23 protein-coding genes, 3 tRNA genes and 1 pseudogene are annotated in these 26,053 nt (G+C 69.2%); 18 read left to right on the top strand and 9 right to left on the bottom strand.

The features are described 5' to 3' along the window. The first annotated feature begins 123 nt into the window (after positions 1-123). Both ABZ260_RS09930 and ABZ260_RS09925 read left to right on the top strand, forming a co-directional pair. Positions 124-2,616 (top strand): DUF3516 domain-containing protein, encoded by a 2,493-nt coding sequence (locus tag ABZ260_RS09930; RefSeq protein WP_355615174.1) that lies wholly within the window; start codon positions 124-126, stop codon positions 2,614-2,616. Between the two features lie 114 nt (positions 2,617-2,730). Next, a complete protein-coding gene (locus tag ABZ260_RS09925) occupies positions 2,731-3,249 on the top strand; it encodes a DUF2087 domain-containing protein (RefSeq protein WP_355615171.1) in 519 nt (172 codons plus the stop codon). Between the two features lies 1 nt (position 3,250). On the opposite strand, the gene ABZ260_RS09920 is transcribed toward ABZ260_RS09925, so the two are convergent. From ABZ260_RS09920 to dusB, 3 genes are all read right to left on the bottom strand, one after another. Continuing rightward, a complete protein-coding gene (locus ABZ260_RS09920) occupies positions 3,251-4,207 on the bottom strand; it encodes a TAXI family TRAP transporter solute-binding subunit (protein ID WP_355615168.1) in 957 nt (318 codons plus the stop codon). Then, positions 4,204-6,126, bottom strand: coding sequence for a TRAP transporter fused permease subunit (locus tag ABZ260_RS09915; RefSeq protein WP_355615165.1), 1,923 nt, complete (start codon positions 6,124-6,126; stop codon positions 4,204-4,206). Before ABZ260_RS09915 ends, ABZ260_RS09920 begins: the two co-directional genes overlap by 4 nt. A 210-nt stretch (positions 6,127-6,336) precedes the next feature. After that, the gene (dusB, locus tag ABZ260_RS09910; RefSeq protein ID WP_355615162.1) at positions 6,337-7,458 is read right to left on the bottom strand and encodes a tRNA dihydrouridine synthase DusB; all 1,122 of its coding nucleotides are present in this window, start codon (positions 7,456-7,458) and stop codon (positions 6,337-6,339) included. Between the two features lie 92 nt (positions 7,459-7,550). Between dusB and ABZ260_RS09905 the strand changes: the two genes are divergently transcribed. The 12 genes and pseudogenes from ABZ260_RS09905 (at position 7,551) to ABZ260_RS09850 (ending at position 16,738) form a co-directional block, all read left to right on the top strand. Continuing rightward, positions 7,551-8,204, top strand: a complete 654-nt coding sequence (locus ABZ260_RS09905; RefSeq protein WP_355615159.1) for an amino acid-binding protein — start codon at positions 7,551-7,553, stop codon at positions 8,202-8,204. A 113-nt stretch (positions 8,205-8,317) separates the two neighbouring features. Then, positions 8,318-8,389, top strand: a tRNA-Gly gene (locus ABZ260_RS09900). A 25-nt stretch (positions 8,390-8,414) separates the two neighbouring features. Next, positions 8,415-8,485, top strand: a tRNA-Cys gene (locus ABZ260_RS09895). Between the two features lie 17 nt (positions 8,486-8,502). Continuing rightward, positions 8,503-8,577 (top strand) — tRNA-Val (locus tag ABZ260_RS09890). 313 nt (positions 8,578-8,890) lie between these two features. After that, on the top strand, positions 8,891-9,577 hold the full coding sequence (locus ABZ260_RS09885) for an FCD domain-containing protein (protein ID WP_355615156.1): 687 nt from the start codon (positions 8,891-8,893) through the stop codon (positions 9,575-9,577). A 98-nt stretch (positions 9,578-9,675) separates the two neighbouring features. Next, a complete protein-coding gene (locus ABZ260_RS09880) occupies positions 9,676-10,542 on the top strand; it encodes an NAD(P)-dependent oxidoreductase (protein WP_355615153.1) in 867 nt (288 codons plus the stop codon). A 31-nt stretch (positions 10,543-10,573) separates the two neighbouring features. Beyond that, entirely contained in the window at positions 10,574-11,893 is a 1,320-nt protein-coding gene (locus ABZ260_RS09875) for an MFS transporter (protein WP_355615150.1), read from the top strand. Positions 11,894-11,912: 19 nt separating this feature from the next. Beyond that, on the top strand, positions 11,913-12,803 hold the full coding sequence (locus ABZ260_RS09870; protein WP_355615147.1) for a transketolase: 891 nt from the start codon (positions 11,913-11,915) through the stop codon (positions 12,801-12,803). Further along, entirely contained in the window at positions 12,800-13,810 is a 1,011-nt protein-coding gene (locus ABZ260_RS09865; RefSeq protein ID WP_350959938.1) for a transketolase C-terminal domain-containing protein, read from the top strand. The genes ABZ260_RS09870 and ABZ260_RS09865 overlap by 4 nt, the downstream gene beginning before the upstream one ends. An 84-nt stretch (positions 13,811-13,894) precedes the next feature. Then, positions 13,895-14,422, top strand: a pseudogene (locus ABZ260_RS09860) (RRXRR domain-containing protein); the annotation flags it as partial. 94 nt (positions 14,423-14,516) lie between these two features. Then, positions 14,517-15,497 (top strand): RNA-guided endonuclease IscB, encoded by a 981-nt coding sequence (gene iscB / locus ABZ260_RS09855; RefSeq protein ID WP_355615195.1) that lies wholly within the window; start codon positions 14,517-14,519, stop codon positions 15,495-15,497. Continuing rightward, complete coding sequence (locus tag ABZ260_RS09850) at positions 15,494-16,738, top strand: four-carbon acid sugar kinase family protein (RefSeq protein WP_355615143.1); 1,245 nt, start codon at positions 15,494-15,496, stop codon at positions 16,736-16,738. The genes iscB and ABZ260_RS09850 overlap by 4 nt, the downstream gene beginning before the upstream one ends. 11 nt (positions 16,739-16,749) lie before the next feature. On the opposite strand, the gene ABZ260_RS09845 is transcribed toward ABZ260_RS09850, so the two are convergent. Further along, positions 16,750-17,274 (bottom strand): hypothetical protein, encoded by a 525-nt coding sequence (locus ABZ260_RS09845; protein WP_355615140.1) that lies wholly within the window; start codon positions 17,272-17,274, stop codon positions 16,750-16,752. Between the two features lie 347 nt (positions 17,275-17,621). On the opposite strand from ABZ260_RS09845, the gene ABZ260_RS09840 reads away from it, so the two are divergent. The 3 genes from ABZ260_RS09840 (at position 17,622) to ABZ260_RS09830 (ending at position 20,830) form a co-directional block, all read left to right on the top strand. Further along, a complete protein-coding gene (locus tag ABZ260_RS09840) occupies positions 17,622-19,298 on the top strand; it encodes a metallophosphoesterase family protein (RefSeq protein WP_355615137.1) in 1,677 nt (558 codons plus the stop codon). A gap of 78 nt (positions 19,299-19,376) precedes the next feature. Next, the gene (locus tag ABZ260_RS09835; protein ID WP_355615134.1) at positions 19,377-20,042 is read left to right on the top strand and encodes a hypothetical protein; all 666 of its coding nucleotides are present in this window, start codon (positions 19,377-19,379) and stop codon (positions 20,040-20,042) included. Continuing rightward, the gene (locus tag ABZ260_RS09830) at positions 20,039-20,830 is read left to right on the top strand and encodes a hypothetical protein (protein WP_355615131.1); all 792 of its coding nucleotides are present in this window, start codon (positions 20,039-20,041) and stop codon (positions 20,828-20,830) included. The genes ABZ260_RS09835 and ABZ260_RS09830 overlap by 4 nt, the downstream gene beginning before the upstream one ends. A 29-nt stretch (positions 20,831-20,859) precedes the next feature. Here ABZ260_RS09830 and ABZ260_RS09825 read toward each other — a convergent pair whose 3' ends face one another. The 5 genes from ABZ260_RS09825 to ABZ260_RS09805 form a co-directional block, all read right to left on the bottom strand. Further along, the gene (locus ABZ260_RS09825) at positions 20,860-21,477 is read right to left on the bottom strand and encodes a hypothetical protein (protein WP_355615128.1); all 618 of its coding nucleotides are present in this window, start codon (positions 21,475-21,477) and stop codon (positions 20,860-20,862) included. 2 nt (positions 21,478-21,479) lie between these two features. Beyond that, complete coding sequence (locus ABZ260_RS09820; RefSeq protein WP_355615125.1) at positions 21,480-22,043, bottom strand: RNA polymerase sigma factor; 564 nt, start codon at positions 22,041-22,043, stop codon at positions 21,480-21,482. Between the two features lie 218 nt (positions 22,044-22,261). Beyond that, complete coding sequence (locus tag ABZ260_RS09815; protein ID WP_355615122.1) at positions 22,262-22,624, bottom strand: ArsC/Spx/MgsR family protein; 363 nt, start codon at positions 22,622-22,624, stop codon at positions 22,262-22,264. Between the two features lie 307 nt (positions 22,625-22,931). Continuing rightward, positions 22,932-23,171 carry a DUF397 domain-containing protein gene (locus ABZ260_RS09810; protein WP_350919859.1) on the bottom strand — a complete coding sequence of 80 codons (240 nt, stop codon included), beginning with the start codon at positions 23,169-23,171 and terminating at the stop codon, positions 22,932-22,934. After that, entirely contained in the window at positions 23,162-23,941 is a 780-nt protein-coding gene (locus ABZ260_RS09805) for a helix-turn-helix transcriptional regulator (protein WP_355615118.1), read from the bottom strand. The genes ABZ260_RS09810 and ABZ260_RS09805 overlap by 10 nt, the downstream gene beginning before the upstream one ends. Before the next feature lie 437 nt (positions 23,942-24,378). Here ABZ260_RS09805 and ABZ260_RS09800 point away from each other — a divergent pair. Continuing rightward, positions 24,379-26,053: DUF885 domain-containing protein (locus ABZ260_RS09800; RefSeq protein ID WP_355615115.1), on the top strand; the 1,675-nt coding region annotated here is incomplete at its 3' end.

The raw sequence follows: 26,053 nt of genomic DNA, 5'->3' as shown, positions 1-26,053 counted from the left end.
GTAGCTGTTTACGCCAAAAAAAGTGATCATAACTACATAATGTTACACACTTTACGCGAAATGTAATGTCATCCATTGCCGCAGCCGGTTCGACCACCACAAGTTCTTCGGCAGTATTGGACTGTGAGCCTTGTAGACCGCCTGCCAGAAGAGATCGACGCCGATCCCGATGCCATCTTCGACGCCTTCGTCGAATGGAACTCCGAGCGAGGGCTGACCCTCTACCCCGCGCAGGAGGAGGCGCTGATCGAGGTGGTCTCGGGAAACAACCTGATCCTGGCCACCCCAACCGGCTCGGGCAAGAGCCTGGTCGCCGCCGGAGCCCACTTCACCGCGCTGACCAAGGACGTCCGCACCTTCTACACCGCCCCGATCAAGGCACTGGTGTCCGAGAAGTTCTTCGACCTGTGCGAGGTCTTCGGCACCGAGAACGTCGGGATGATGACCGGCGACGCGAGCGTGAACCCCGGGGCGCCGATCATCTGCTGCACCGCGGAGATCCTCGCCAACGTCGCGCTGCGCGACGGCGCCCAGGCCGACATCGGCCAGGTGGTGATGGACGAGTTCCACTTCTACTCCGAGCCCGACCGCGGTTGGGCCTGGCAGGTGCCACTCCTGGAGCTGCCGAACGTTCAGTTCATCCTGATGTCGGCGACACTGGGCGACGTCACCAGGTTCGAGGAGGACCTCACCCGGCGAACCGGCAGGCCCACCGCGGTGGTGAAGAACACCGAGCGCCCGGTCCCGCTGGTCTACTCCTACCGGATGACCCCCCTCCACGAGACGCTGGAGGAGATGCTCACCACCAACCAGTACCCGGTCTACGTCGTCCACTTCACCCAGGCCTCGGCCATGGAGCGGGCACAGGCGCTGATGAGCATCAACATGTCGACCAAGGCCGAGAAGGAGGCGATCGCCTCCATGATCGGCAACTTCCGGTTCACCACCCGGTTCGGCAAGGCGCTCTCCCGCCTGGTGCGGCACGGCATCGGCGTACACCACGCCGGGATGCTCCCGAAGTACCGCCGCCTGGTGGAGCGGCTCGCCCAGGCGGGCCTGCTGAAGGTCATCTGCGGCACCGACACGCTCGGCGTCGGCGTCAACGTCCCGATCAGGACCGTGCTCTTCACCGCGCTGTCGAAGTACGACGGCAACAGGGTGCGGCGGCTGCGCGCCCGCGAGTTCCATCAGATCGCCGGGCGGGCCGGACGGGCCGGATTCGACACCATCGGCTACGTCGTCTGCCAGGCCCCCGACCACGTGGTGGAGAACGAGAAGGCACTGGCCAAGATCGGCGACGACCCCAAGAGGCGGCGCGGGTTCGCCCGCAAGAAGCCCCCGGAGGGCTTCGTGGGCTGGAGCGAGGAGACCTTCGAGAAGCTGCAGAGCGCCGAACCGGAGCCGCTGAACTCCCGGTTCAAGGTCAGCAACGCCATGCTCCTCGCGGTGATCAACCGGCCCGGCGACTGCTACGCGGCCATGCGCCACCTGCTCACCGACAACCACGAGGACCGCAAGTGGCAGCGGCGGCACATCAGCCAGGCCATCGCGATCTACCGGTCGCTGCTGGCCGGCGGCGTGGTGGAGAAGCTGGACGAGCCCGACGAGCACGGCCGGATGGCCCGCCTGACCGTTGACCTGCAGGAGGACTTCGCGCTGAACCAGGCGCTCTCCACCTTCGCGCTGGCCACCCTCGAACTGCTCGACATCCAGGCGCCGAACTACGCCCTGGACATGGTCTCGATCATCGAATCGATTCTCGACGACCCCCGCCAGATCCTGTCCGCGCAGCTCAACAAGGCGCGCGGCGAGGCGGTGGCGCAGATGAAGGCCGACGGCATCGAGTACGAGGAGCGGATGGAGCTCCTCAACGAAGTGACCTATCCGATGCCGCTGGCCGACATGCTGCTGGGCGCGTACGAGACCTACCGGCGCGGCCACCCCTGGGTGGGCGACTACACGGTGAGTCCCAAGAGCGTCATCCGCGACATGTACGAGCGGGCGATGACCTTCGCCGACTACGTGCAGTTCTACGAGCTGACCCGGTCCGAGGGCACGGTCCTTCGCTATCTCGCCGACGCCTACCGCACCCTGTCGCGGACCATCCCCGAGCACCTCAAGACCGAGGACCTGGTCGACCTCATCGAGTGGCTCGGCGAACTGGTCCGGCAGGTCGACTCCAGCCTTCTGGACGAGTGGGAGCAGCTGCAGAATCCGACCGGGGAGCTGGAGGCGCCCTCCCTGGAGGAGAGCACCAAGCCGGTCACCGCCAACACCCGCGCGTTCCGCGTGCTGGTCCGCAACGCGATGTTCCGCCTGATCGAACTGGCCGCTCTGGAGAACGAGCAGGAGCTGGAGCAACTGGCCCCCGACGTCGACTGGGGCGCCGCGCTCGACGCCTACTACGAGGACCACGAGGAGATCGGCACCGGCCCGGACGCCCGGGGCCCCGGCCTGCTCCGCATCGAGGAGGAGAAGGAGTTCTGGCGGGTCCGCCAGGTCGTCTCCGACCCGGCCGGCGACGGCGACTGGGGCATCGACGCCCAGGTCGACCTGGCCGCCTCCGACGAGGAGGGCCGCGCCGTGGTCCACGTCATCGGCCTGAACCGCCTCTGACGACCTCCGGGCGGAGGGCGGGTAGGCCGGCGCCATCCGCAGGAACTCCTCCGGGCTCACTCCCCGGCTGTCCATGGCGCAGAAATATCAGGCGGGACCGACAAGAATGGCGGGATGAGCGACGAAGCGATCAGGCAGGTGCTCGGCCTGCTCTACCAGGAGGACACACTGCGGGTGCTGGCGACTCTGGCACTGGGCGGCAAGCCCGAGGAGGAGTCCGGCCTCGACAGGGAGGCGGTCAGGCGCGCATTGGACCGCCTGGAACGCGGCGGGCTCGCCGTGCGGAGTGAGGGCGGCGAGTGGCAGGTGCGGCGCGAGCGGTTCCGCGAGCTGCTGCACACCACGGCCAAGCCCGCGCCCCCGGTCTCTCCCGAGGAGAAGGTGCTGCGCTCCTTCCTCGTCGAGGGGCGGCTGCGGGCGATCCCCAGCAAGCGGGACAAGCAGTTGGTCGTGCTCGACTACGTGGCCCAGGTCTTCGAGCCGGGGACCCGCTACCCGGAGAAGGAGGTCAACGTCGCGCTGCGCGCCTTCCACGACGACTACGCGGCGCTACGCCGTTACCTGGTCGACGAGGGCATGCTCAGCAGGGAGAACAACTTCTACTGGCGCAGCGGCGGCTCCGTCGAGGCCTGAATCAGCCGTAGTACTTTCTCGCGCCGTCGTGCAGGGGCACCGGCTCGGTCTTCCGCGCGTTGTCGCGGCTGATCTCCCTGGCCACGGGGTGGATCTTCTCCAGCTCCGCTCTGCGCTCGAAGAGCAGCCTCGTCAGGCTCTCCACCAGGGCGGGGTCCATCTTCTCGTGCACCACGAGCAGGTTGGGCACCGAGATGGTCGACACGTCCGAGGGGGTGTCGTAGACGTCCTTGGCGATCGTGCCCGGGGCGTACGCCGAGCCGTGCTCGGCGCGCATCGCGGGCAGCACCCCGTCCAGCGGCACGAAGGCGACCTGGCCCCTGAGCGAGGTCAGCAGATCGGTGATGCCCGGTGTCGGCAGGCCACCCGACCAGACCAGGGCGTCGAGATCGCCGTCCTTGAGCGCCTGCACGCTCTCCGGCAGTCCCAGCGACTGGCGGGTGACGTCCTCCTCCGGGTCGAGACCGGCCGCCTTCAGCAGGCGTAGCGCGATCACCTCGGTGCCGGAGTTGGGCGATCCGGTGGAGACCCGCTTGCCCCTGAGGTCGGCGACGGACTTCACGCCGGAGCCGGTGGTGGCGACCACCTGCGTATGGTTGTCGTAGAGGCGGGCGACGGCGCGGATCGGCTGGGGCGTGGTGAAGGCGCCCTTGCCCGTGACGGCGTCGGCGGCGGAGTCGGCCAGGGTGAAGGCGATGTCGGAGTCGCCCCTGACGACCCGCTGGATGTTCTCCACCGAGGCGCCGGTCGCCTCGGCCGTGGCCTGATAGCCGGGGATGTTCTTGCCGATCTGGTCGGCCAGGCCCCCGCCGAGGACGTAGTAGACGCCCGTGGTGTTGCCGGTGGCGATCGACAGCCTCTTGCCCACGGCCTGGTCGGCCGACCTGTCTCCGCCACAGCCGGCCAGGAACAGCAGCCCCGCCGCCAGCAGGACGGCGGTCCCGCGTCTGACTGTCAATGCTCTGCCTCTCGTTCGCGTGTCACCAGATGGAGGGAGACGACCACGATCAGGACCACCGCTCCGGCGAGCACGGGCAGGGGCGACAGGAACAGCAGCAGGATCGCCGCCACCGCGCACAGCACCCGCTCGACCGGCCCCGCCGGACCGAGCAGCCGCCCGCCGGTGGCGGCGGCCAGCGCGGCGACCGCCACCGCCGAGACCGTCGTGGCCGCCAGGATCTCCCCGAACGTGCCCTGGGCCAGCAGCCCGGCCCCGCCAGGGGTCAGCACGAAGGCGAAAGGCACCAGGAATGCGGGAAGGGTGTACTTCCAGGTGGTCATCATGGTCCGGTAGGCGTTGCCCCCGGTGATGGCCGAGGCCGCGAAGGCCGACAGCGCCGTGGGCGGGCTGACCTCCGACAGCACCGCGTAGTAGAAGATGAACATGTAGGCCTCGGCCTGGCTGACACCGAGATCCGTCAGCGCGGGCCCGATGACGACCGCGGCGATGACGAACGACGCGGTCACCGGCACCGCCAGACCGAGCACGAGCACCGCGACCGCGCACAGCAGCGCGGTGACGGCGAGGATCCCGCCCGAGGCGCCGACGATCAGGGAACTCGCCTTGAGGCCCAGCCCGGTGAGCGTGACGACGGCGACGATCAGCCCGGCGGCGGCGCAGGTCGCCGCGACCGGCAGCACCCCGGTCGCCCCCGCGGCCAGAGCCCTCGCCGCCCTGCCGGGGGTCAGGGCGTGCTCGGAGTCGAGGAAGGAGAGCACCAGGGCGAGCAGCGTGGCGTACACCACGGCGCGGAACGGCGACTGGCCGAGCGCCATCAGGATGACGATCACGAACAGCGAGCTGAAGTGGTAACCGAACCGCCTGACCAGTGGCCAGAGGCTCGGCGCGTCCACCTCGACCGCCCGCGTCCCGTACCTGCGGGCGTCCATCTCGATGGCCAGGAAGATGCCCAGGTAGTACAGGACGGTGGGAATGGTGGCGTAGAGCAGCACCGTCAGGTAGCTCACGCGCATGTACTCGGCGATGATGAACGCCGCGGCGCCGAGAGTCGGGGGCGACAGGATCGCTCCGATGCCCGCCGCCGCGAGCACTCCCCCACCCTGCTCGGGCGGGTATCCGGCCCGGCGCAGAATCGGCCAGGCGACGCTGCCCACGCTCACCGTCGTCGCGACGCCGGAACCGCTGACCGTGCCGAGCAGGAATCCGGCGAGGGTGACCGTGCGGCCCGGCGCCGAGCGCGAGCGGCGGAACGCGGCCAGTGAGACGTCCACGAAGAACTTTCCCGCCCCGGAGTGGTCGAGGACGGCGCCGTAGACGGTGAACAGGATGATGTAGGTGGCCGCCACGTCGAGCGGCACGCCGTACACGCCGTCGGTGCCCATCACGAACGAGACGACGATCCGGTCGATGTCGTAGCCGCGGTGCCCGACGACCCAGTCGAAGGGCAGGTAGCCGCCGTAGTAGGCGTAGGCGGCGAACCCGACGCAGACCGCGGGCAGTATCCAGCCGACGGTGCGCCGGCAGGCTTCGAGCACCAGCAGGACGATGACCGCCCCGGCCACCACGTCGAGGGTCGTCGGCTCGAAGGCGCGCCGGATGAAGTCGTCGAAGACCGCCAGCGGGTAGAGGCAGACCACGAGCGCCAGCGCGGCGAGCGCCCAGTCGCCGGCGCCCGGCCGGTCGGTGCCCCGCCGCCCCGGCTTGTAACAGACGAAGGTGAGCGGCAGCACGACCGCGAGGAAGAGCATCCGGTACGGGAGAACGGGGCCGGGCCGGAACGCGCGGTAAAGGACGTACAGCGACAGGCCGAGGGCGACCAGCGTGACGGCCTGCGCCACCCGGCCGGAAAGCCGCCGGGCGGGCCGTTCCGCGTCGAACTCCGCGATCAACTCATCCGCTGATGTGGTGCTCGTCAACCGTCGTCTCCACGTGTGAGCCGCGATATTCGACTGCAGATTACCGAGAAGGTTGACTCTCGTCTGTCAGAACGGGTCACATTCGCGTCACGCCCGTCCTCGCGGGAGACCTCTGCCCCAACGGCGCGGGGAAGCGAGCGTCAGGCGGCAGGACCGGGGCGCACGGCTCTACCGATGGCGACCGGCCAACGGCACGCGGGGAACCGCGGATCAGCCGCCCGAGGTGTCGGTCTCGGCGTCGGCGCAGGGGACCGCGAGGTCGTACGGGTCGTCGAGCCAGCCGGCGGGCAGGTGAACGCGGTCGCGCGGATTGGTCTTGCCCCGGGGGACGTCCACGCCCTCGGGCCAGGGCTGGCCGGCGTCGAGTTCGGCGAGCCCCTCCCGCAGGCCGGCCAGGGTCTCGGAGGTGGCCAGGCGGCGACGGAGGGCGGAGCCGACGGTGAAACCCTTGAGATACCAGCCGACGTGCTTGCGGAAGTCGGCCACGGCGTGCGGCTCGCTCTCGAAGCACTCGGTCAGCAGGGTGGCGTGCCGGTCCATGGTCGCGGCGACCTCGCCCAGCCGGGGACGGCGCCGCTCGTCGCCGCCCTCGCACATGGCCGCCAGGTCGGCGAAGAGCCACGGGCGCCCCAGGCATCCCCGGCCGACGACGACGCCGTCGCACCCGGTCTCGTCCATCATGCGGCGCGCGTCGTCGGCGCTCCAGATGTCGCCGTTACCGAGCACCGGGATCTCCGGCACGCTCTCCTTGAGCCGCGCGATCGCCTCCCAGTCGGCGGTTCCGCCGTAGTGCTGGATCGCGGTGCGGCCGTGCAGCGCGATCGCGGAGACGCCCTCCTCCACGGCGATCCGCCCGGCGTCCAGATAGGTCAGGTGGTCGTCGTCGATGCCCTTGCGCATCTTCATGGTCACCGGCAGCGTCCCGGCGTTGCGCACCGCCTCACGCAGGATCGCCCGGAGCAGGTTCCGCTTGTACGGCAGGGCGGAGCCGCCGCCCTTGCGGGTCACCTTGGGCACCGGGCAGCCGAAGTTGAGATCGACGTGATCGGCCAGGTCCTCCTCGGCGATCATGCGGACGGCCCTGCCGACCGTCACCGGGTCGATCCCGTAGAGCTGGAGGCTGCGGGGACGCTCGTCGGGCTCGAACCGGATCATCTTCAACGTCTTCGGGCTACGCTCCACCAGCGCCCGCGTCGTGATCATTTCGCAGACGAACAGACCGCCGCCCTGTTCCCGGCAGAGGGCGCGGAACGCCGTGTTGGTTATCCCGGCCATCGGGGCGAGGACGACCGGCGGCCACACCTCCAGCGATCCCAGTTTCAACGACTCCACCTGGCTTTTCTACCGCACCGCGACGAGCGGGACGAATCATCCGCTGGATATGGTGTACCTGGTGTAACCCGACGTGACATGGGAGGCCGCGGATGCTGCTGCGACTGCGGATCGCACTGCCCGACCGGCCGGGCTCCCTGGGGAAGGTCACCCGCGTCCTCGGCGTCGCGGGCGCGGACATCACCCAGGTGGTCGTCCTGGAGCGCGGCGAGGGCCGGGCGCTGGACGACATCACCGTCTACTGGCCCGACTCCGCTCCCAGGGAAACCCTGGTCGAGGGGTTGGAGAGCGTGCCGGAGGTGACGGTCGAGGGTGTCTGGAGCACGCGCGAGGCACCGGGCACCTACCCGGAGCTGGAGATCCTCAAATACATCACCACGGCCGGCGATCGGGCGTTGGCCACCCTGATCGACTCCATGCCCGTGCTGTTCAGCGCCGACTGGGCCGCGGCGGCGACCGAGAAGATCCCTCGCGTGACCGTCCACTCCAGCTGGCGGGCTCCCGAGCAGGTCCCCTTCCCCGCCGAGACCCCCGCCCGCCCGACTTCCTTCACCCTCGACTCCGGCCTGCACGTGATCGCCGCCCCGCTGCCCCCGCTGGCCCTGACCTTCCTGCTGGCCCGCGCCGACGGCCCCGCCTTCCACCGCATCGAGGTGCACCGCCTCACCCGCATCCTGGAGATCTTCCTCACCCTGCCCGCGGTAGAACGCGCCGTCGTCCGCCAGTTGCGCCACCAGACCGGCTGAGCCGCCCGCCCTACGGCCACCGGACGGGCGGCTGAACGCACGGTTACGCAACCGCGCGGAAAACCCGCTAGAGTTCTCTCGTCGCCACCGGGAGCAAAACCCGGAGGAAACACGCGGAAGTGGCTCAGTGGTAGAGCATCACCTTGCCAAGGTGAGGGTCGCGGGTTCGAATCCCGTCTTCCGCTCGAAGGGTCTTCGGGCTCTCACTCCGGTGGAGTGGCCGAGAGGCGAGGCAACGGCCTGCAAAGCCGTCTACACGGGTTCAAATCCCGTCTCCACCTCTGGTCTTTCCCCATGCGGACGATTAGCTCAGCGGGAGAGCGCTTCCCTGACACGGAAGAGGTCACAGGTTCAATCCCTGTATCGTCCACCACCGCCCATGGCATCTATGGGCTGACCAGGTCAAACGGCCGCCAAAGTCCCAGCTCAGGGGCCTTGGTGGCCTTCTGGCTTCTCCGGGTGATGTCCGTTGTTCCGGGTTGCCGTCAGCACCGGTGCCGACGTTGCGGGGAGACCGCTGTTGACCCAGAGATCTTGGCGAGGGTCGCAGCCGACGGCCCCACCTCTCCCTCAGAGCACCTCGCCCGAAAATAGGTTTGACCAATCTGTTGACCTGGAAGCAACGCCACCTTAACCTCAATGCAATTGGTTCGACCAAAGAGTCGCGAGAGGGGATGGGCATGGATATGGCAGCCCTGGTTCGGAGCCTTGCCGAGCAGGCGAGTCCCGAGCCCGCCACCGGCCGCCTGCGCCTGCCCACGGAGCGCGAGCTGGTGACCTCCCTGGAAGTCAGCCGGGGCTCCCTGCGCGAGCAGTTGTCGATGCTGGAGATGCTGGGCTTCCTGGACCGCACGCAGGGCCGGGGTTCCTACCTGAGCACCCCGGACGCGGGCTTCATCCAGCTCTACTTCGATCTGGGCGTCCAGCTCGGCCACCTGAGCCAGGAACAGTTCGCGTCGGCACGGAAGATGCTGGAGGTGTCCGTCGCCGAGGCGGCGGCGAGACTGGCCACCGCGGACGACGTCGACGCCCTGCGTGAACTCGTTGACGAGATGGTCAAGGCCAGCGGCGACGGCGACGGCGAGCGCGCCCTCGAAGCGGACCTGAAGTTCCACCACCGGCTGTTCCTGATCGTCGACAACCCCGTCTTCAACCTTGTCCACGACGGCCTCAGCCACGTGCTCCGCAGCGAGGTCGTCGAGCGCCGCCGGCTGGCGGTGGAACGCGAGCCCCTGACCCCGGGCAAGACCCGGGTCATCGACACGGTCCACTACGGAATCGTCGAGGCCATCGGCGAACGGGACGGCGAGGGCGCGCGGATCGCGATGCGCAGGCACTTCGAGGTGTGGTCCTCCCTCACGCACTCGCCCTAGGTCTCCCACACACGACAACGACACGCCACCCCCGCGCGGGCAGTGGGCCATGCCATGCCCGGAAACAGGGCCGGATCACCCAGAACAGAAGGATGTCCATGAGCGACCCAACAGTCGTTTTCGTCGGTATCGGCGCCATCGGCCTGCCGATGGCGACCCAACTGGTGTCCGCCGGCTACGCGGTCACCGGGGTGGACCCGCTACCGGCCGCGCACGAGCGGGCCGAGGCCGCCGGCGTACGGGCGGTCTCCCGCTTCTCCGAAGCGCCCAAGACCGAGTTCGTGGTCGTCATGGTCGCCACTCCGGCGCAGCTCGAAGCCCTTGTCACCGAGGCGCTGGCAGTGGATGTGACCGGTCAGCGCTGGATCGTGATGAGCACGGTGGGCCCGGAGGCGGTGCGCGAGCAGGGCGCCCGGCTACAGGCGGCCGGCGCGGTCGTGGTCGACGTGCCGGTCACCGGCGGGGTGGCCAGGGCCCGGACCGGTGAGCTCACCCTGTTCGCCTCGGGCCCGGCCACCGACATCGAGGCCGCCCGTCCCGTCCTCGACAGATTTGGAACGGTCCAGGCGGTCGGGGACGCGCTCGGTGACGGTCAGGCCATCAAGGTGGTCAACCAGCACCTCTGCTCGGTCCACATCGTGGCGGCGGCCGAAGCCCTCGCTCTCGCGTCCGCGCTCGGGCTGGACAAGGAGAAGGTCCTCTCCCTCGTGGAGCGGGGAGCCGCCGGATCATGGATGCTCTCCGACCGCGGGCCGCGCATGCTGCGGGGCACCGACGTCGACGTCACCAGCACGATCAACATCTTCGTCAAGGACAGCGGCCTCGTGTACGAGGCCGCGCGGGCGGCCGGGGCACAGACCCCCCTCCTCGACGTCGCCAAAGCCCGCTACCAGCAGGCCGCCGACGCCGGCCTTTCGACACGTGACGACTCACGGGTCATCGAAACCTACGAATCCCCCCAGTGATCAAGATCATTAAGATAGCGAGGAGCGGCACATGACCGCTGCATCCAACGTCGCCGGTGCTCACCGGGACAACCCGGCAAAGGTGTCCTTCGCCTCGATGGTCGGCACCGCGGTGGAGAGCTACGACTTCTTCATCTACGGCACCGCCTCGGCCGCCTACTTCGGCACGGTGTTCTTCCACTCCGAGGACAAGCTCGTCGGCGTGCTGGCGTCGTTCGCCACGCTCGCCGTCGGCTTCCTGTTCCGCCCGCTCGGCGGCTACCTCGCCGGACACTACGGCGACCGGGTCGGCCGCAAGACGATCCTGATGTGGTCGCTGGTGCTCATGGGCGTCGCGACCGTCCTGGTAGGCGTGCTGCCGACCTACGACCAGGCGGGCGCGCTCGCACCGATCCTGCTGATCCTGCTGCGGATCCTTCAGGGCATCGGCTTCGGCGCCGAGTGGGGCGGAGCCGTCCTGATGGCCGTCGAACACGCCCCCGAACGCCGCCGTGGCTTCTTCGGCGCGGTCCCGCAGATCGGCATCCCGGCCGGGCTGCTGCTGGCCAACGGCGCGTTCCTGCTCAGCGAGGCCCTGCTGGAGGGCTCCTGGGTGTGGCGGGCGCCCTTCCTGCTCTCCGTGGTGATGGTCGCCGTCGGCATCTTCATCCGGATGGGCGTCTCCGAGTCGCCCGACTTCGCGGAGATGAAGAAGAACAACGAGATCCGCAAGGCTCCGGCACTGGACGTCATCAGGCGCGACTGGCGGGTGATCCTCAAGATCATGGCTCTGCGGCTCGCGGAGACCGGCGGATACTACGTGACCACCAGCTTCATGCTCTCGTACGTGGTGCTCGCCGAGCTGACCGACAAGCAGAACGTGCTGATCGGCACCATCGTCGGATCCGCGCTCGGCCTGGCCAGTCACCTGCTGTACGGCGCGCTGTCCGACCGGGTCGGCCGCAAGCCGGTGTTCCTGATCGGCTCGCTGTTCACGATCGCGTTCGGCATCCCGATGTTCCTCATGATCAACACCGGCGCGGTCATCATGATCGTCGTCGCGGTCGCCCTGAGCCTGCTGCTGAGCCACGACCCGATCTTCTCCGTGGAGTCCTCCTGGTTCTCCGAGCAGTTCCCCCGCGACGTCCGCTCCTCGGGAATCTCCCTCGGCTACAACGGCGCCTCGCTGGTCGCCGGCCTGCTGCCCTTCCTGGCCACCGCCCTGTACGGATCCATCGGGTGGATCGGCCCGGCGGTGCTGTTCATGCTGCTCGGCGTGGTCTCGACGATCGCCGCCGCCCTCACCCCGGAGACCGCTCCGGTCAAGGTCGGCACCCCGGCGCCGTCCACGACCACGGCCGCGACCGTCTGAAGAGAGAACGAGAACAGATATGACCACACTCAGTGAACCGCAGGCCGGCCGCCTCGATCCGGCGGCGCGGGCGGAGAGGGTGCGCGGTGCGGCCTACCGGATGCGTCACCACACCCTGAACATGGGCGAGGCGCAGGGCCAGGGCTACGTCGGCCAGGCACTCGGGGTCGCCGACATGCTGGCGGTCACCTACGTCGACCAGCTCCGCTACCGGGCGGACGACGAGCACTGGGCCGAGCGCGACAGGTTCCTGCTCTCCACCGGCCACTACGCCATCGCCCTCTACGCGGCCCTGGCCGAGGCGGGCGTCGTGCCCCTCGACGAGCTGAAGACCTACGGCTCCGACGGGTCACGGCTCCCGATGTCCGGAATGGCGTCCTACACGCCCGGCATGGAGATCTCCGGAGGATCGCTCGGCCACGGGCTGACCGTCGCCGTCGGCATGGCCCTCGGGCTGCGCCACCAGGGGTCGGACTCACGGATCTACAACTTCCTGTCCGACGGTGAGCTGGACGAGGGCTCGACCTGGGAGGCGGCGATGGGCGCCGCCCACCACAGGCTGGGCCGGCTGACCGCGATGGTCGACATGAACGCCCTGCAGGCCGATGGGAAGACCGAGACGGTCATGCGCATCGAGCCGGCGGAGGAGAAATGGGTCGCGGCGGGCTGGTTCACCCAGCGGGTGGACGGCAACGACGTGGAAGCGCTGCTCGCGGCCTTCGACGCCGCCGCCGAGCAGGCCCGCCCGGAGGGCAGGCCCTCGGTGATCCTGTGCGACACCAGGATCGGCCGGGGCGTCCCGCTGCTGGAGACCCGCGAGAAGGCCCACTTCATGCGGATCGACGAGGACGAGTGGGAGCTGTGCCGTCAGCAGCTGACGGCCGGGTACGAGGGAGTGGAAGCACTGTGAGCACCGCGACGGGCGCCAAGCGCCTGACGACCTCGGCGATGATCGCCTCATTCGCCGACCCCGGGCAGAGGACCGCGAACTCACCCTTCGGCCACGCCCTGGCCGCCCTGGCCGAGCAGGACCCGCGCGTCGTGGGACTCACCGCGGACCTGGGCAAGTACACCGACATGCACGTCTTCGCCAAGGCCCACCCCGAGCGGTTCTTCCAGATGGGCATGGCCGAGCAGTTGCTGCTCGGGGCGGCGGCGGGCATGGCCGAGGTCGGCCTCATCCCGTTCGCCTCGACGTACTCGGTGTTCGCAGCACGCCGCGCGTACGACTTCCTGTGCCTGGACATCGCCGAGCCGAACCTGAACGTGAACGTGATCGGTGGCCTGCCCGGCCTGACCACGGGGTACGGCCCGAGCCACCAGGCCACGGAGGACATCGCCATCTTCCGCGGCATGCCGAACCTGACGATCGTCGACCCGTGCGACTCCGTCGACATCGAGCAGGCGGTGCCCCAGCTGGCCGCGTCCGACGGCCCGACCTACCTGCGCCTGCTGCGCGGCAGGGTGCCGACGGTCCTCGACGAGTACGACTACACCTTCCGGCTCGGCAAGGCGGCGGTGCTCCGCGGCGGCAACGACGTCGTGTTCGTGTCGAGCGGCCTGATGACGATGCGCGCCCTGCAGGCGGCCGAGGAGCTGGCCAGGCACAATGTCGACGTCGCGGTGGTGCACACTCCGACGATCAAGCCCTTCGACGCCGAGACCGTCCTCGCCGAGGTCGACAGCGACCGGCTGGTGGTCACGCTGGAGAACCACACGGTGGTGGGCGGGCTCTTCGAGACGGTCGCCTCGGCGGTCGTGCGGGCCGGCATCGGCAGGCGGGTCGTCCCGATCGCCCTTCCCGACGCCTTCCTGGACGCCGGCGCCCTGCCCACCCTGCACGAGAAGTACGGCCTGGCCACCGGCACCGTCGTCGCCAAGGTGCTCGAAGAGCTGGCGTCAACGACCCCCTCCTGAAGGAGGGGGCTTGAGGTGCAGCGATGCGCTTCGAAGCCCCGCGTTGACCAGCCCTAGCCGTCATGAACTGGAGGTGTGATCCAGATGGCTACGTTTCATGTAAGTGAGCAGACCCACCGGCAGGTGCTTCCTCAGCCTGCCGCTCTGGAATCCGTGGGAGCAGACACGCCCGAGGGTGGGCACGAAACGGCTCACGGACTCCCGGCGACGCCGGGCACTGGCATGGAACCTGGGCGAGGGGAGATCGGTTCGGCCGCACCGCCGGACCGGCGTCACCCCGAGGGCGCTTCGGCGCCTGAGGGAGCGAACCGTGAGGTTCACCCGGCCGTGTTCGTCCTCGACCGCCACGGCCACCCGCTAGACCCCTGCCATCCCGCCCGTGCCCGTCGGCTTCTGGCGGCAGGGCGGGCGGTGGTTCACCGCTACACCCCGTTCGTCATCCGTCTCAAGGACCGGTCAGCGGCCGACTGTGTTGTGAACGGCGTCGCGATCGGTATCGATCCCGGTTCCAAACACACCGGCCTGGCCGTGTTCACCGACCATGACGGGAGCCGGGCCGGACGGTATGCGATCCAGCTCGACCACCGAGGCGCACTGATCCGCGACAGGCTCGCCTCGCGGGCCGCACTGCGCCGGGGCCGCAGGTCACGCAACCTGCGCTACCGCGCCCCCCCGGTTTCTCAACCGCACCAAACCGAAAGGGTGGCTGGCGCCGTCGCTGCGCCACCGTGTAGACACCGCCATGTCGTGGGTGGCGCGACTGACCCGATGGGCGCCGGTGCGAGCCGTGCAGGTGGAGCGGGCCTCCTTCGACACCCACGCCCTGTCGGCCGGACGGCCGCTCGAAGGAGCGGAGTATCAGCAGGGCACCCTCGCCGGGTACGAGGTCCGCGAATACCTGCTGGCCAAGTGGGGGCGGGCGTGCGCGTACTGCGGTGCGAGCGGCGTATCGCTCAACCTCGACCACATCCACCCTCGCAGCCGGGGCGGCTCCGACCGGATCAGCAACCTGACCGTGGCCTGCATCCCGTGTAACCAGACCAAGAACGCGACTTTGGTAGAGGTGTTCCTCAAGGACAGTCCCGCACTTCTCTCCAGGATCCTCAAACAGGCGAAAACACCGTTGCGCGACGCGGCGGCGGTCAACGCCACCCGGTGGGCGCTGTGGCGGGCCCTGGAAACGGCTGGCCTGTCGGTTCACACCGCCTCCGGTGGCCGCACGAAGTGGAACCGCTCCCGCACCGGTGCCGCCAAGTCGCACACCTTGGACGCGCTGCACGTCGGCCCCCTGGCAGGCGTCACCGCCTGGCCTTGCAGGGTCCTGGTGGTCAAGGCGACCGGGCGCGGCACCTACGCCCGCACCCGCACCGACCGCTACGGCTTCCCCCGGCTACGACTCCCCCGGACCAAGCACGTCAAGGGGTTCGCCACCGGCGACCTGGTCCGCGCGACCATCCCGACCGGCAAGAAGGCCGGAGTCCACACCGGGCGGGTCGCGGTCCGCACCACCGGCAACTTCAACATCACCACCCGACACGGCACCGTACAGGGCATCGGCCACCGCCACATCCGCCTGCTCCAACGAGCCGACGGCTACGGCTACACCACCCACCCAGAAACGCGGCGCGGTGCCGCGTTTCCTCCCCCGCCTGAAGACGGGGGTCTCCACACTGGAGGTATCCGATGAAGACCGTCGTGCTCGATGACGACCCCACCGGCACCCAGTCGGCCAGTGGGGTCCGGGTGCTGCTGCGCTGGGACGCCGCCCGTCTCACCGAGACGTTGCGCGCGGTGGACTCGGTCTACCTGCAGACGAACTCGCGGGCGATCGACGAGGCCGCGGCGGTGGCACTGTGCCGGCGGATCCGCGGCGAGGTCGACGCGGCCTCGGCCGAGCTGGGCACCGAGATCCAGGTCGTGCTGCGCGGGGACTCGACGCTGCGCGGACACGTCTTCGCCGAGACGGACGTGTTCACCACCGACGACAGCCCGATCCTCTTCCTGCCGGCCTTCCCCGACGGGGGCCGGACCACGGTCGGCGGGGTGCACCATGTCCTGGTCGGCGGGGTGCCGACCCCCGCCCACCTGACGGAGTACGCCAACGACCCGGTCTTCTCCTTCCGTCACGGCGACCTGGTCGGGTACGTGCGGGAGATCGGTGCCAGGGAGGCGTTCCCGGTGCCGCTCGAGGAGGTCCGCTCCTCGCGGGGCGAGGCCGTGGCCGCGGCCCTGCTCGCCGCACCCGGCCGCACCGTGGTGGCGCCGGACGCCGAGACCGACGAGGACATCGACCTGGTCCACCGGGGCCTGCTGGCGGCGCGGGAGCGGGGCAGGCCCGTGGTCGTCCGTTCCGCGGCGCCACTGGCCGCCCGGTGCGCCGGCGCGGTCAGCCGGGGTCTGCTGCCGCGACCGCTGAACGGCGGTCGCGGCCCCGTCCTGGTGGTCTGCGGTTCGCACACCTCGGGGGCGACCGCTCAGCTCGCGGAACTGGAGCGGCGCCGTGGCGTCACCGCGCTGACGATCAGCACCGAGGCGGCGCTGCGGAACGGCACGGCGGCCGGTCACGCCATCGTCGCGGACGCGAGGAGGGCGCTGACCGGGGAGGGCATCGCGGTGATCAGCTCGGAGCGGGTGCGCCACGAAGGCCACAACACCCTCGCGCACGGTGAGGCGGTGATGACCGCACTCATGACGGCGGTCCGCGAGCTGTCGGACACCGCCCGCGTGGTGGTCTCCAAGGGGGGCATCACCTCGGCCGAGGTGACGGCCACCGGACTGCGGGCCGCCGCCGCCACCGTGCGGGGCCAGGTGCTGCCGGGAGTGTCCGTCTGGGACCTGGACACCGACGCGGCCGCCGCGACCTGCGTGGTCGTGCCGGGCAACGTGGGCGGCCCGGACGTCCTGGTGGAGGCCGTCGAGGCGATATAGCCGACCCGCGATCACCAGCTCGCCAAGGGGAGCGCCGAGCCGTCCATCGGGCCTTCGGGGCTGTAGACCACGCACATGACGTCGCGGTCGCCGCCGGCCCAGGTCTTCCGGGTCGGCATGACCGGGTAGAAGTCCAGGCCCGAGGCCGACGCGCCGCTCCAGTTGCCGTCGAACCCTCGCCGGCAGCTCTCCCGGGCGAACGCGGTCAGCGCGGCCGGATCCCATTCACCGTCGGGGGCGTGCACGAAGCCGTACGACTGGTTGGCCGCCTGCTCCTCGCAGGGCGTGTAGAGCACGACGACCTCGGCCGCCTCCGGGGAGTAGGCCGGGTCGGTGAAACACTCCCCCGCCTCGATGTGCAGAAGCCCGCTGGTCTCCGCGGTGATGAAGGTCTCGTCCTTGACCATCGGTCCCGCCGGGCCCGTCGTCCCCGACGTGGACGGCGGCAGGAAGAGCGCGCCGAGCACCACGAAGCCGGGAAGCAGCGTCCAGCGGCGGGCGGACCGCCGGTCACCGGCCTGCCGGGGGCCCGTCATCGAATACCTCCCGTTCGGCGGCCTCGGCCTCGGTCCGGGAGGAGGAACCCTCAGCGAAACCGCGTGCCATGTGGCGCAGGTCGCGAAGTAGGCGTACGTGTTTCCTTTCCACCCGAGCCCGCTCGCACGATGTTAGGCGCGCGCCACCGAACGCGAGGACAACGGAAGGTGTCGAGCGCACGGCCTTCCGGCGACATCAATGGTGCGTTTGGGGCCAGAGATACCAGAGATGCGGTGTTCATCCGGGCGTAATGCCCTATATGGGTTTTTGTCCATCTTTTCTGGATCAATACCGACGTCCACCGCACTCCCTCGGTGGAATGTGATCCCTCCTTGGAGAAGAGTTCATGATGGGCAAAGCCAAACTGCCCCGATCCGCCGGATCCCGGCGTACCAGGCTGACGGCGGTGAGCGCGGGCGTGCTGATCGCCAGCGGCCTCGCGTTCAGCCCGGTGGCGTTCGGCGCGGCCGCGCCGCCGAAGTACCCCGCCGCCGATATCCACAAGCCCTCCCCCATGCCCGACCGGGTCATCCTCACTCCCACCACCACGCCGTCGGCCAGCCAGAAGGTCACCTGGCGGGCCGTGACCGACGCCGATGCGGCGCAGGCCCAGATCCTTGAGGCTCCGCGCGCGCTCGGCGATGTCGCGCCGTCCGCGGGCGCGGTCACCAACGTCAAGGCGATCAGCACCACCCCGGTCAACACCACGCTGGGGTACGCCTCCATCTACCACACCGTTGAGTTCACCGGCCTGAAGCCGAACACCCGCTACAGCTACCGGGTCGGCGACGGCACCAACTGGGCCGAGTGGAGCGACTTCACCACCGCGGCGGCCGACCTCCAGCCGTTCTCGTTCATCTACTACGGCGACGCGCAGAACTACATCGACTCGGCGGTGCCGCGCGTCTTCCGCCAGGCGTTCGCCGAACGCCCGCAGGCCAAGATGATCGTCAACGCCGGTGACCTCATCAACTCCGCGAACAACGAGGAGGAGTGGGGCCAGTGGTACAAGGCCGCGGGTTTCATCGACAGCCAGGTCAACAACCTCTCGATCCCCGGCAACCACGAGTACAGCGGCGGCCTGTCCACCTTCTGGCGCCCGCAGTTCCCCTATCCGGACAACGGACCGGGTAACCCGGAGCTGAAGCAGACCGCCTACACCGTCGACTACCAGGGCGTGCGCTTCATCGGCCTGGACTCCAACGTGCAGAGCAACACCACCCTGATGGCCGCGCAGGCCACCTGGCTGGAGGGGCTGCTCAAGGACAACCCGAACAAGTGGACCGTGGTGACCTTCCACCACCCCGTCTACTCCACCACCGGCACCCGCAACAACCCCGCCGTACGCGGCCAGTGGGGCCCGCTGTTCGAGAAGTACGGCGTGGACCTGGTCCTCCAGGGCCACGACCACTCCTACGGCCGTGGCAACGTGGCGACCGCCCGCAAGTCGGTCACGGTCAACAACGGCGTCGCCTACGTCGTGTCCGTCTCCGGCGGCAAGATGTACGCCCTCAACAACGGCGAGAACTGGACCGGAAACGGCGCCGAGGTCGTCAGCAAGAGCCAGAACACCCAGCTCTACCAGCTGATCGACATCGAGGCCGACAAGATCACGTTCGAGGCCCGGTACGCCAACGGCGAGCACCACGACGGCTTCGTCGTCCGGAAGAACAACAAGGGCGAGCGCACCGTCAACGAGGTCCGTACCGCGGAGAACACCGTCGGTGAGCAGGTCACCGTCGACAAGACCGCCGTCGAGCACCGCGGCGAGCTCACGATCTCCGCGTACGGCTACGACCCGGCCGAGCGGGTGTCCGTCTCCATGCAGAAGGCGGGCGACGGCAACCCTGGAAAGGGGAACGACAACATCTCGATCGGCACCCAGGAGGCCGATGAGCTGGGCCGTCTTACCTACACCTTCAGGGTGCCGAGCAACCTGAAGAAGGGCGAGACCTACGTGGTCTACCTGGACAGCGCCAACCAGAAGATCACCAGCCCGGCCGTCACGGTCGACACGAAGTAAACCCGCCAGGGGACGGGGTCGCCGTCACGGCGACCCCGTCCTCCGGACGTGCCGGAGCCTTGTCGGACAGGAAATCCATTGAAAATCCATGCCCGTACGCTGGCGGGCGCGCTGCTCGTCGGCGCCCTGGTCGGCTGGGCCACCCCAGCCGCCGCCCATCCCTTCGGACCGCCGTCCACCGCACGGATCGGGGTCGACGGCTCGCAGGTGACCATCTCGTGGCTCCCGGCCGAGGACGATTGGGTCGCGCTCGGCCAGTCGCTCGGCGCGTTCGAGGACCCGTCCACCGGCACCGTCTCGACGGAGCTGACCGGCGAGCAGAAACTGGAGCGCTCAACGGCCCTCCGCGACTACCTGCTGGAGAAGATCACGGTCGCCCAGGCCGGCCGGCCGTGCGAGAGCCGGCTGGAGGAACTCCGGGCGCTGCTCGTCGACGGCGCCCGGTTCGTCTTCGACTGCCAGAGCCCGGTGACCAAGGTGGACGTGACGGTCGCCGCCCTGACCGATCTCAACACGGCGTACCGGACGATGCTCATCGCGGACACGCCCGCCACCCCCAAGCAGACGCTCTTCACCGAGGCGGTCAGCACCCAGCGTCTGAGCTTCTCCGGCACGGCGGGGAACGGCATGTCCTGGCAGACGACGAGTGTCGCCGTCGGCGCCGCCGTACTGCTGGCCGGGGCGGGCGCGTTCGTCATGCTGCGCACCCGGCGCAGGGTGAGTACGACGGGTACGCGATCATGACGGAGCTCAGCGGCTTCGAGAGCCGGTTCATCTCGCTCTTCGACAACAGGGGCGTCTTCTGGGTGGTCCTCGCCGTCGCCCTCGTCGCCGGAGCGATGCACGCGGTCGCCCCCGGCCACGGCAAGAGCGTCACCGCGGCCTACCTGGTCGGCACCCGGGGCAACTACCGCGACGCGCTGCGCCTGGGAGTCATCGTCGCGTTGATGCACACCTTCTCGGTGCTGGTGCTGGCGTTCGCCTGGGTGGGACTCAGCAGCGCCGCGAGTTTCGGCACGGAGAGCGTCACCGCCTGGATGCAGGTGCTGGCCGGACTGGTCACCATCTGCGTCGGCATCCACCTGACCTACCGCCACCTCCGAGGACGCCGGCACCAGGCGCAGCACGGACACGGCCACGGGCACGGGCATGGGCATGGGCATGGGCACGGACACGGGCATCAGGTCGAGGACGGGCCGGACCCCTGGTCACGCCGGGGCCTCATCGCGCTCGCCCTCTCCGGAGGCCTGCTGCCCTCCCCGTCGGCGTTCGTCGTCCTGATGAGCGGGCTGCTCACCGGCCGGGCCTTCGACGCCGTCGCGCTCGTCGGCGCCTTCGGCGTGGGGATGGCCCTCACCCTGACCGGCGTGGGCGTCGTGACGATCCGGGGCTACACCCTGCTGGCCCACGGAACCCACAGGTGGTCACTGGCCTCCGCGGTAATGGCCTGGGCCCCGGCCGCCGCCGGCCTCGCGGTCTCCTCCGCCGGCGGCCTCTACCTCGTCGCGGCGGTAGGCACCTTGACCGGCTGACCTCCGGCCAGGGAGCCTCATCCGGCCCCTCAGCCGGCGTCCTCGATGGGTGTGCACGGCTTCACGGACGTGCCCGCCGGGGCCAGCCAGGCGCCGAGTCGCCAGGGCACGCGTGCGTCATGGTTGTCGCGGAACTCCAGCACGAGCGTCTCGTCCGGCTCGATGTACTTCGGGGAGATCCGGAACTCCCGTATGGAGATCGGCCGGGTGACCTTGGGCGAACGCAACTCGTTCATGAGCGAACGCAACTCGTCCGGTCCGGTGACGGGCGACCCGCCGTAGGCCGGATCCACGCCGGCGAATCGACCGTCCGTGCACCGCGTGCCCGGGGCCAGGAACGTCACGTCGGCCTTGATGCCGGCCGCGCCTAGATCGGCCTGCAGCCCCGTGGGGTCGCGCAGTTCGTTGACGGTCACCGTGATCGTGCCGTCGGGGCTCTTGGTCACCGCGTACGCGGAGGTCCCGGTTCCGATGATCAGCGGTGTGATGGTGGCCGCCGCCGCGACACCGGCCGCGACCAGCAGCCGGGGGGCGGTGACGACGCGCCGCCGGGTGTGCATCCCGTTCAGCAGCCGCCGCCTCGCTCCGGCGAGATCCTCTGGAGTGGCCGGCGGAACGGTCTCCCACATGGTTTTCAGTGCGTCCATCGTCATTCTCCTTGTTCCAGGGTTCGGCGGATCTGGGTACGGGCCCGGTTGAGTCGCGAAGCGACGGTGCCCAGCGGGATGGCGAGCGCATCGGCGACCTCCTGGTAGCTCAGTTCGGCCCAGGCGACGAGCAGCAGCACGTCGCGATCGGCCCGTTTGAGCCCCAGCAGGGCCCGCGCCAGCGGTCGGTTGACGGCCAGGGTGTTGATCCCGTCCTCGACCTGCGTGCCTGGTATCTCCGCCGGGTGCACGCCGCTGCGGATGTACGCGCGGTAGAGGCTCGTCTCGGTACGCCGCCGCTTGCCGATCACGTTGGAGGCGATGCCGTACAGCCAGGGGCGGGCGTCGGGGCGGCCCCTGTCGTAATCGCCCCGACATTGGAAGGCGGCCAGAAAGGTGTCGGCCACGACGTCCTCCGCCTCGCCGGGTCCCAGGCGCCTGGTCACGTAGCGGTGCAGGAGCGGCGCATGCCGGTCGAACAGGACGGCGAAGACCTCCGGCTCGTTCAGCGACCTCTCGATGAGGGTCGCGTCATCGGCCTCGATGACTTCGCGGGTGATTGTCATGCATGTCGGCCTTTCTTGGCGTATGCGGTCACCTGTACTTACCGCGCCAGGCCGAAATGCTTCACCCTAAGACCATCACGCCATTGGCGACACGGCCGGTGACCCTGCACGACCGCGTCCTACACCCAGTCCGCACACGCTCATCGACGGCATGCCGCCCCGGCCGTACTTCCCCGAGTCACCGGAGGTGTTCGATCGCACCGGCCTGCCGCCGACGCCTAACGGGGTGGAAGCAGCGAACGGACGGCCTCCTCGGTTCGGGCGACGGCGGCCGGTCCGTCATCGGCGGTGATGATGGGGCGCTGGATGAGGATCGGGCGGTCGGCGAGCGCCCGGATCCAGCGGTCACGGCTCTCGGGGGTACGGGGCCAGTCGGCCAGGCCGAGCTCGGTGGCCGCGCTCTCACCCGCCCGGGTGATGTCCCAGGGTTCGAGGCCGAGCCTGGTCAGCACCTCGCGGAGTTCCCGCTCGTCGGGCGGGTCCTCCAGATAGCGGCGGACCGTGTACTCGGCCTTCTCGGCATCCAGGACGGACAGCGCGGAGCGGCACTTGGAACAGTCGGGGTTGATCCAAATTTCCATACGTCTTCCTTCGTGCTCGGACAGCGGGCGAAAAGAGGAACCCACCGCGGAAAACGTAGTGGAGCGATACCTCGGACCGGGTACACGGGCGTGAGGTTTTCCCTGGCTGCGACCTCCGCCGCAGCATGGCCTGACGACCACCGTCGCCATGCTCGCCGCCCAGAATACGGACAAGCGCGAGCGACCCGCTCGGACCTGGAACGCGGCGTGTGACAGGCATGTACGAGACCCGTCTGACCTCGCGGATCGTCTCCGGGAGGCAACCGGCCGCCAGGAGGGAATGTCCAGGCGGCCGGGAGGGGACCTCTCAGCCGAGGTCGAACTCGCTGGCCTTCACGCCGTTGACGAAGGCGTCCCACTCGGCGGGGGTGAAGAAGAGCTTGGGACCGTCGGGGTCCTTGGAATCGCGTACGGCGATCAGGGCAGCGTGCTCGGCCTTGTGATCGGGGCCGTCGGCGATGTCCTTGAGTTCCGCGACCTCAACGCAGTTTCCGCCGTTGTCCCCGGAAAAACTTGATTTGAACCACTTGGCGCTACTCAGGTCCATCTTTCCGCTACCGCCTTCTGAATGAGATCGATAGACATACTCAGTGGCAACGCTTCGCTCCGAAGAGCCTCGAAACGCTCCACGGCTACGGCGACGTCTTCCTGATCGTTCGTGGTGAGACCTCGTACGGCCGTCTCCGCATACAGTATGTCGTTTCCTCCATCCAGCGTGGCGATTGCGAATCCACCCATCAAGCCCGAGTGCATTCCGTGCGGAACCACCTGAATGCTCAGCCGGAGGGTTATCGCCGACACGAGATGCTCCAGTTGATCCCGCATCACCTTGGGACCACCGATCGGACGGTAGAGAACCGCCTCGTCGATCACGCATCGGAATGTCGGCGGCTGAGGGTCTTCGCGAACGAAGATGGCCTGACGGTCCAGGCGGGCCTCCACAGCCGCCTCATCATCGCGCAGCAGCACGCGAGCATAGCCCTCCGTTTGAAGCAGGCCCGGGAACACCAGGGGTTCGTAAGCACGCAGCGCGATTGCCTCCTGCTCCTTGTCTCGCCATTTTCCGAACCACGAAGGAATCTGCTGCCCCTTCCGCCAGTCGAGGAGGCGGCGGAGGGCGCCGCCGGTGTCGAGGGCCGCGTCGCAGGCGTCGGCGAACTCCGGGCTGGCCGGGAGCAGGCCGGTTTCGACGCCGCTGATCAGGGACTCGCTGAAGTGGATTATCTCGGCCAGCTGCCCCTGGGTGAGGCCCGCCGCCTTCCGGTAGTGCTTCAACTCCCTGCCCCATATCGCCTGAGGCGTGTAGAGGTTGACCACGATGCCCTCCTCGCCGGAGTTCAACGACAACAACGCGAACCCCAATCATCGAATCTGGTAACCGTTCGACTACCAAGCGTAACCATTTCTTGGCATGCTGGCCATACGAATTTCAGAGAATAAGAAGAGATTCCCAAGACGCACGAGGCGCCGACCGAGTATCACCACTCATCAGCCCCTCGCTATTCGTGCTGGGGATAATTGGGTATCGCACGAGGCCAAAGCGGAATCCGGCCCCACGGAAAGCTTCGGCACCGCGCATGACGAAAAGCGCGACGAGGTGCGGCGAGAGTTCAGGACCGCCCATCCAGCGGGTCCGCTCCGAACCCGTCCTCGCCGCGTCCTCAGGTGCTCGCACAGCACGTCACCAGGCCGGTCACGCGGGCCCGATAGCCAACCGATAAGGCATGGATGTTGGGCGGTCCTACGTTTCGGACATGAGCACTCCGATCTTTGCGCTTTGCGATGAGTACGTCACCCGCTGGGCGGCCCTCGACCCGATCGCGGCAGGTGCCGAGGGCATCGTGTCCGACTTCGTCGCCGCCACCGACCACAGCCCCGCCGGAAGCGCCGCCCGGGCCGAGCTGATCCGTACGACCCTCAAGCGTCTCGACGAGCTGGTCCCGACCGGGGAGTCGGACGTCCGGGCGGCCGCCCACCTGCGGGAGCGGCTGGAGGCCGAGCTCGGCTGGCACGACATGGGTGAGCCGCTCCGCTGGGTGGCGGCGCCGTACGGGCTGCCCTACCGGGTGCGCTCCAGCGTCGTCCTTCTCCCGCACGGCAACGACGACGAGTGGCGCGACGTCGCCGCCCGCCTGGCGGCGATCCCCACGATGCTCGCCGGATGGCGGGAGAGCCTGGAGGTCGGCCTGGCCTCGGGCCTGCGGGGCGCTCGCAGGCAGGCACTGGCCATGGCCGACCAGGCCGACCAGTTCGCCGGCGCGGGCGGGACTCCCCCGGCGCACGACGCCTTCGTCGCCACCTACGGCGAGGGTCCGGTCAAGGAGGAACTGCTCAGCGCGGCGGCGGCGGCCCACGCCGCGTACGCCGACGCCGGGCGCTACCTGCGCGAGGAGTACGCCCCGAGGGCGGACGAGGCCGACGCGGTGGGTCCCGAGCGCTACGCGGTCGCGGCCAGGATCAGCCTGGGCTCCGACATCGACCTGCGCGAGGCGTACGAGTGGGGCTGGGCCGAGCTGGAGCGCATCGGGACCGAGATGGCCGCCGAGGTCGAGCGGATCAAGCCGGGCGCGACCATCGAGGAGGCCACCGAGATCCTCAACGAGACCCAGGCCGTCGACTCCCTGGAGGAGTACCAGGCGTGGCTGCAGGAACGCCACGACTGGGCCATCGAGCAGCTGAACGGCACCCACTTCGACATCCCCGAGCCGCTGCGGCGGATCGTGGCCGAGGTCGACGTGAGCTCCACCTCCGGCGCGGCCTCCTACAACTCGCCCAGCGAGGACCTGTCGCGGCCCGGCCGCACGCTGTGGCCGGTCGGCGGGCGGACGCGCTTCGCCACCTGGAGCGAGCTGACCACGATCTTCCACGAGGGCGTTCCCGGCCACCACCTGCAGTTCGGCGCGATGCGGATGGCCGGGGACGGCCTGTCCAGGTTCGCCAAGGTCTCCTGGGTGGACGGCCACGGTGAGGGCTGGGGCCTGTACGCCGAGCGGCTGGCCGACGAGCTGGGCTGGTTCACCGACCCCGGTACCCGGCTGGGCATGCTCAACTGGTCGGCGCTGCGTGCCGCCCGGGTGGTCATCGACCTGGGCGTCCACCTGGACCTGCCGCTCCCCGACGGCTCGAAGTGGACCTTCGAGAAGGCCTGCGAGGTGCTGCGCGACCGGGGCCGTTGCGAGCCGCACCGGGTCGAGGCCGAGGTGGTGCGCTACTTCGGCTGGCCCGCCCAGGCCATCGCCTACAAGCTGGGCGAGCGGGCCTGGGTGCAGGCCCGTGAGGAGGCCAGGCTGCGCCGGGGCGACGCCTTCGATCTGCGTGCCTGGCACACCGCCGCAATGCGCCAGGCCGACACCGATGACAACGGCGGCGCGAAGCTGACCAGTGCGGAGAAAAAAGAACTCTCCGATCTGCGGCGTCGAACCCGGCAGC

Source organism: Streptosporangium sp. NPDC006013, assembly GCF_040614275.1.
Classification (GTDB): Bacteria; Actinomycetota; Actinomycetes; order Streptosporangiales; family Streptosporangiaceae; genus Streptosporangium.
The sequence above is the reverse complement of the archived record's forward strand: the minus strand, read 5'-3'. Positions and strand labels throughout refer to the sequence as shown.

Excerpts from the sequence above, each read along its gene's own strand:
- ABZ260_RS09925 (WP_355615171.1), top strand. The coding sequence starts at position 2,731 with ATGAGCGACGAAGCGATCAGGCAGGTGCTCGGCCTGCTCTACCAGGAG.
- ABZ260_RS09905 (WP_355615159.1), top strand. The coding sequence starts at position 7,551 with ATGCTGCTGCGACTGCGGATCGCACTGCCCGACCGGCCGGGCTCCCTG.
- ABZ260_RS09885 (WP_355615156.1), top strand. The coding sequence starts at position 8,891 with ATGGCAGCCCTGGTTCGGAGCCTTGCCGAGCAGGCGAGTCCCGAGCCC.
- ABZ260_RS09880 (WP_355615153.1), top strand. The coding sequence starts at position 9,676 with ATGAGCGACCCAACAGTCGTTTTCGTCGGTATCGGCGCCATCGGCCTG.
- ABZ260_RS09875 (WP_355615150.1), top strand. The coding sequence starts at position 10,574 with ATGACCGCTGCATCCAACGTCGCCGGTGCTCACCGGGACAACCCGGCA.
- ABZ260_RS09870 (WP_355615147.1), top strand. The coding sequence starts at position 11,913 with ATGACCACACTCAGTGAACCGCAGGCCGGCCGCCTCGATCCGGCGGCG.
- ABZ260_RS09850 (WP_355615143.1), top strand. The coding sequence starts at position 15,494 with ATGAAGACCGTCGTGCTCGATGACGACCCCACCGGCACCCAGTCGGCC.
- ABZ260_RS09845 (WP_355615140.1), bottom strand. The coding sequence starts at position 17,274 with ATGACGGGCCCCCGGCAGGCCGGTGACCGGCGGTCCGCCCGCCGCTGG.
- ABZ260_RS09840 (WP_355615137.1), top strand. The coding sequence starts at position 17,622 with ATGATGGGCAAAGCCAAACTGCCCCGATCCGCCGGATCCCGGCGTACC.
- ABZ260_RS09830 (WP_355615131.1), top strand. The coding sequence starts at position 20,039 with ATGACGGAGCTCAGCGGCTTCGAGAGCCGGTTCATCTCGCTCTTCGAC.
- ABZ260_RS09825 (WP_355615128.1), bottom strand. The coding sequence starts at position 21,477 with ATGGACGCACTGAAAACCATGTGGGAGACCGTTCCGCCGGCCACTCCA.
- ABZ260_RS09820 (WP_355615125.1), bottom strand. The coding sequence starts at position 22,043 with ATGACAATCACCCGCGAAGTCATCGAGGCCGATGACGCGACCCTCATC.
- ABZ260_RS09815 (WP_355615122.1), bottom strand. The coding sequence starts at position 22,624 with ATGGAAATTTGGATCAACCCCGACTGTTCCAAGTGCCGCTCCGCGCTG.
- ABZ260_RS09810 (WP_350919859.1), bottom strand. The coding sequence starts at position 23,171 with ATGGACCTGAGTAGCGCCAAGTGGTTCAAATCAAGTTTTTCCGGGGAC.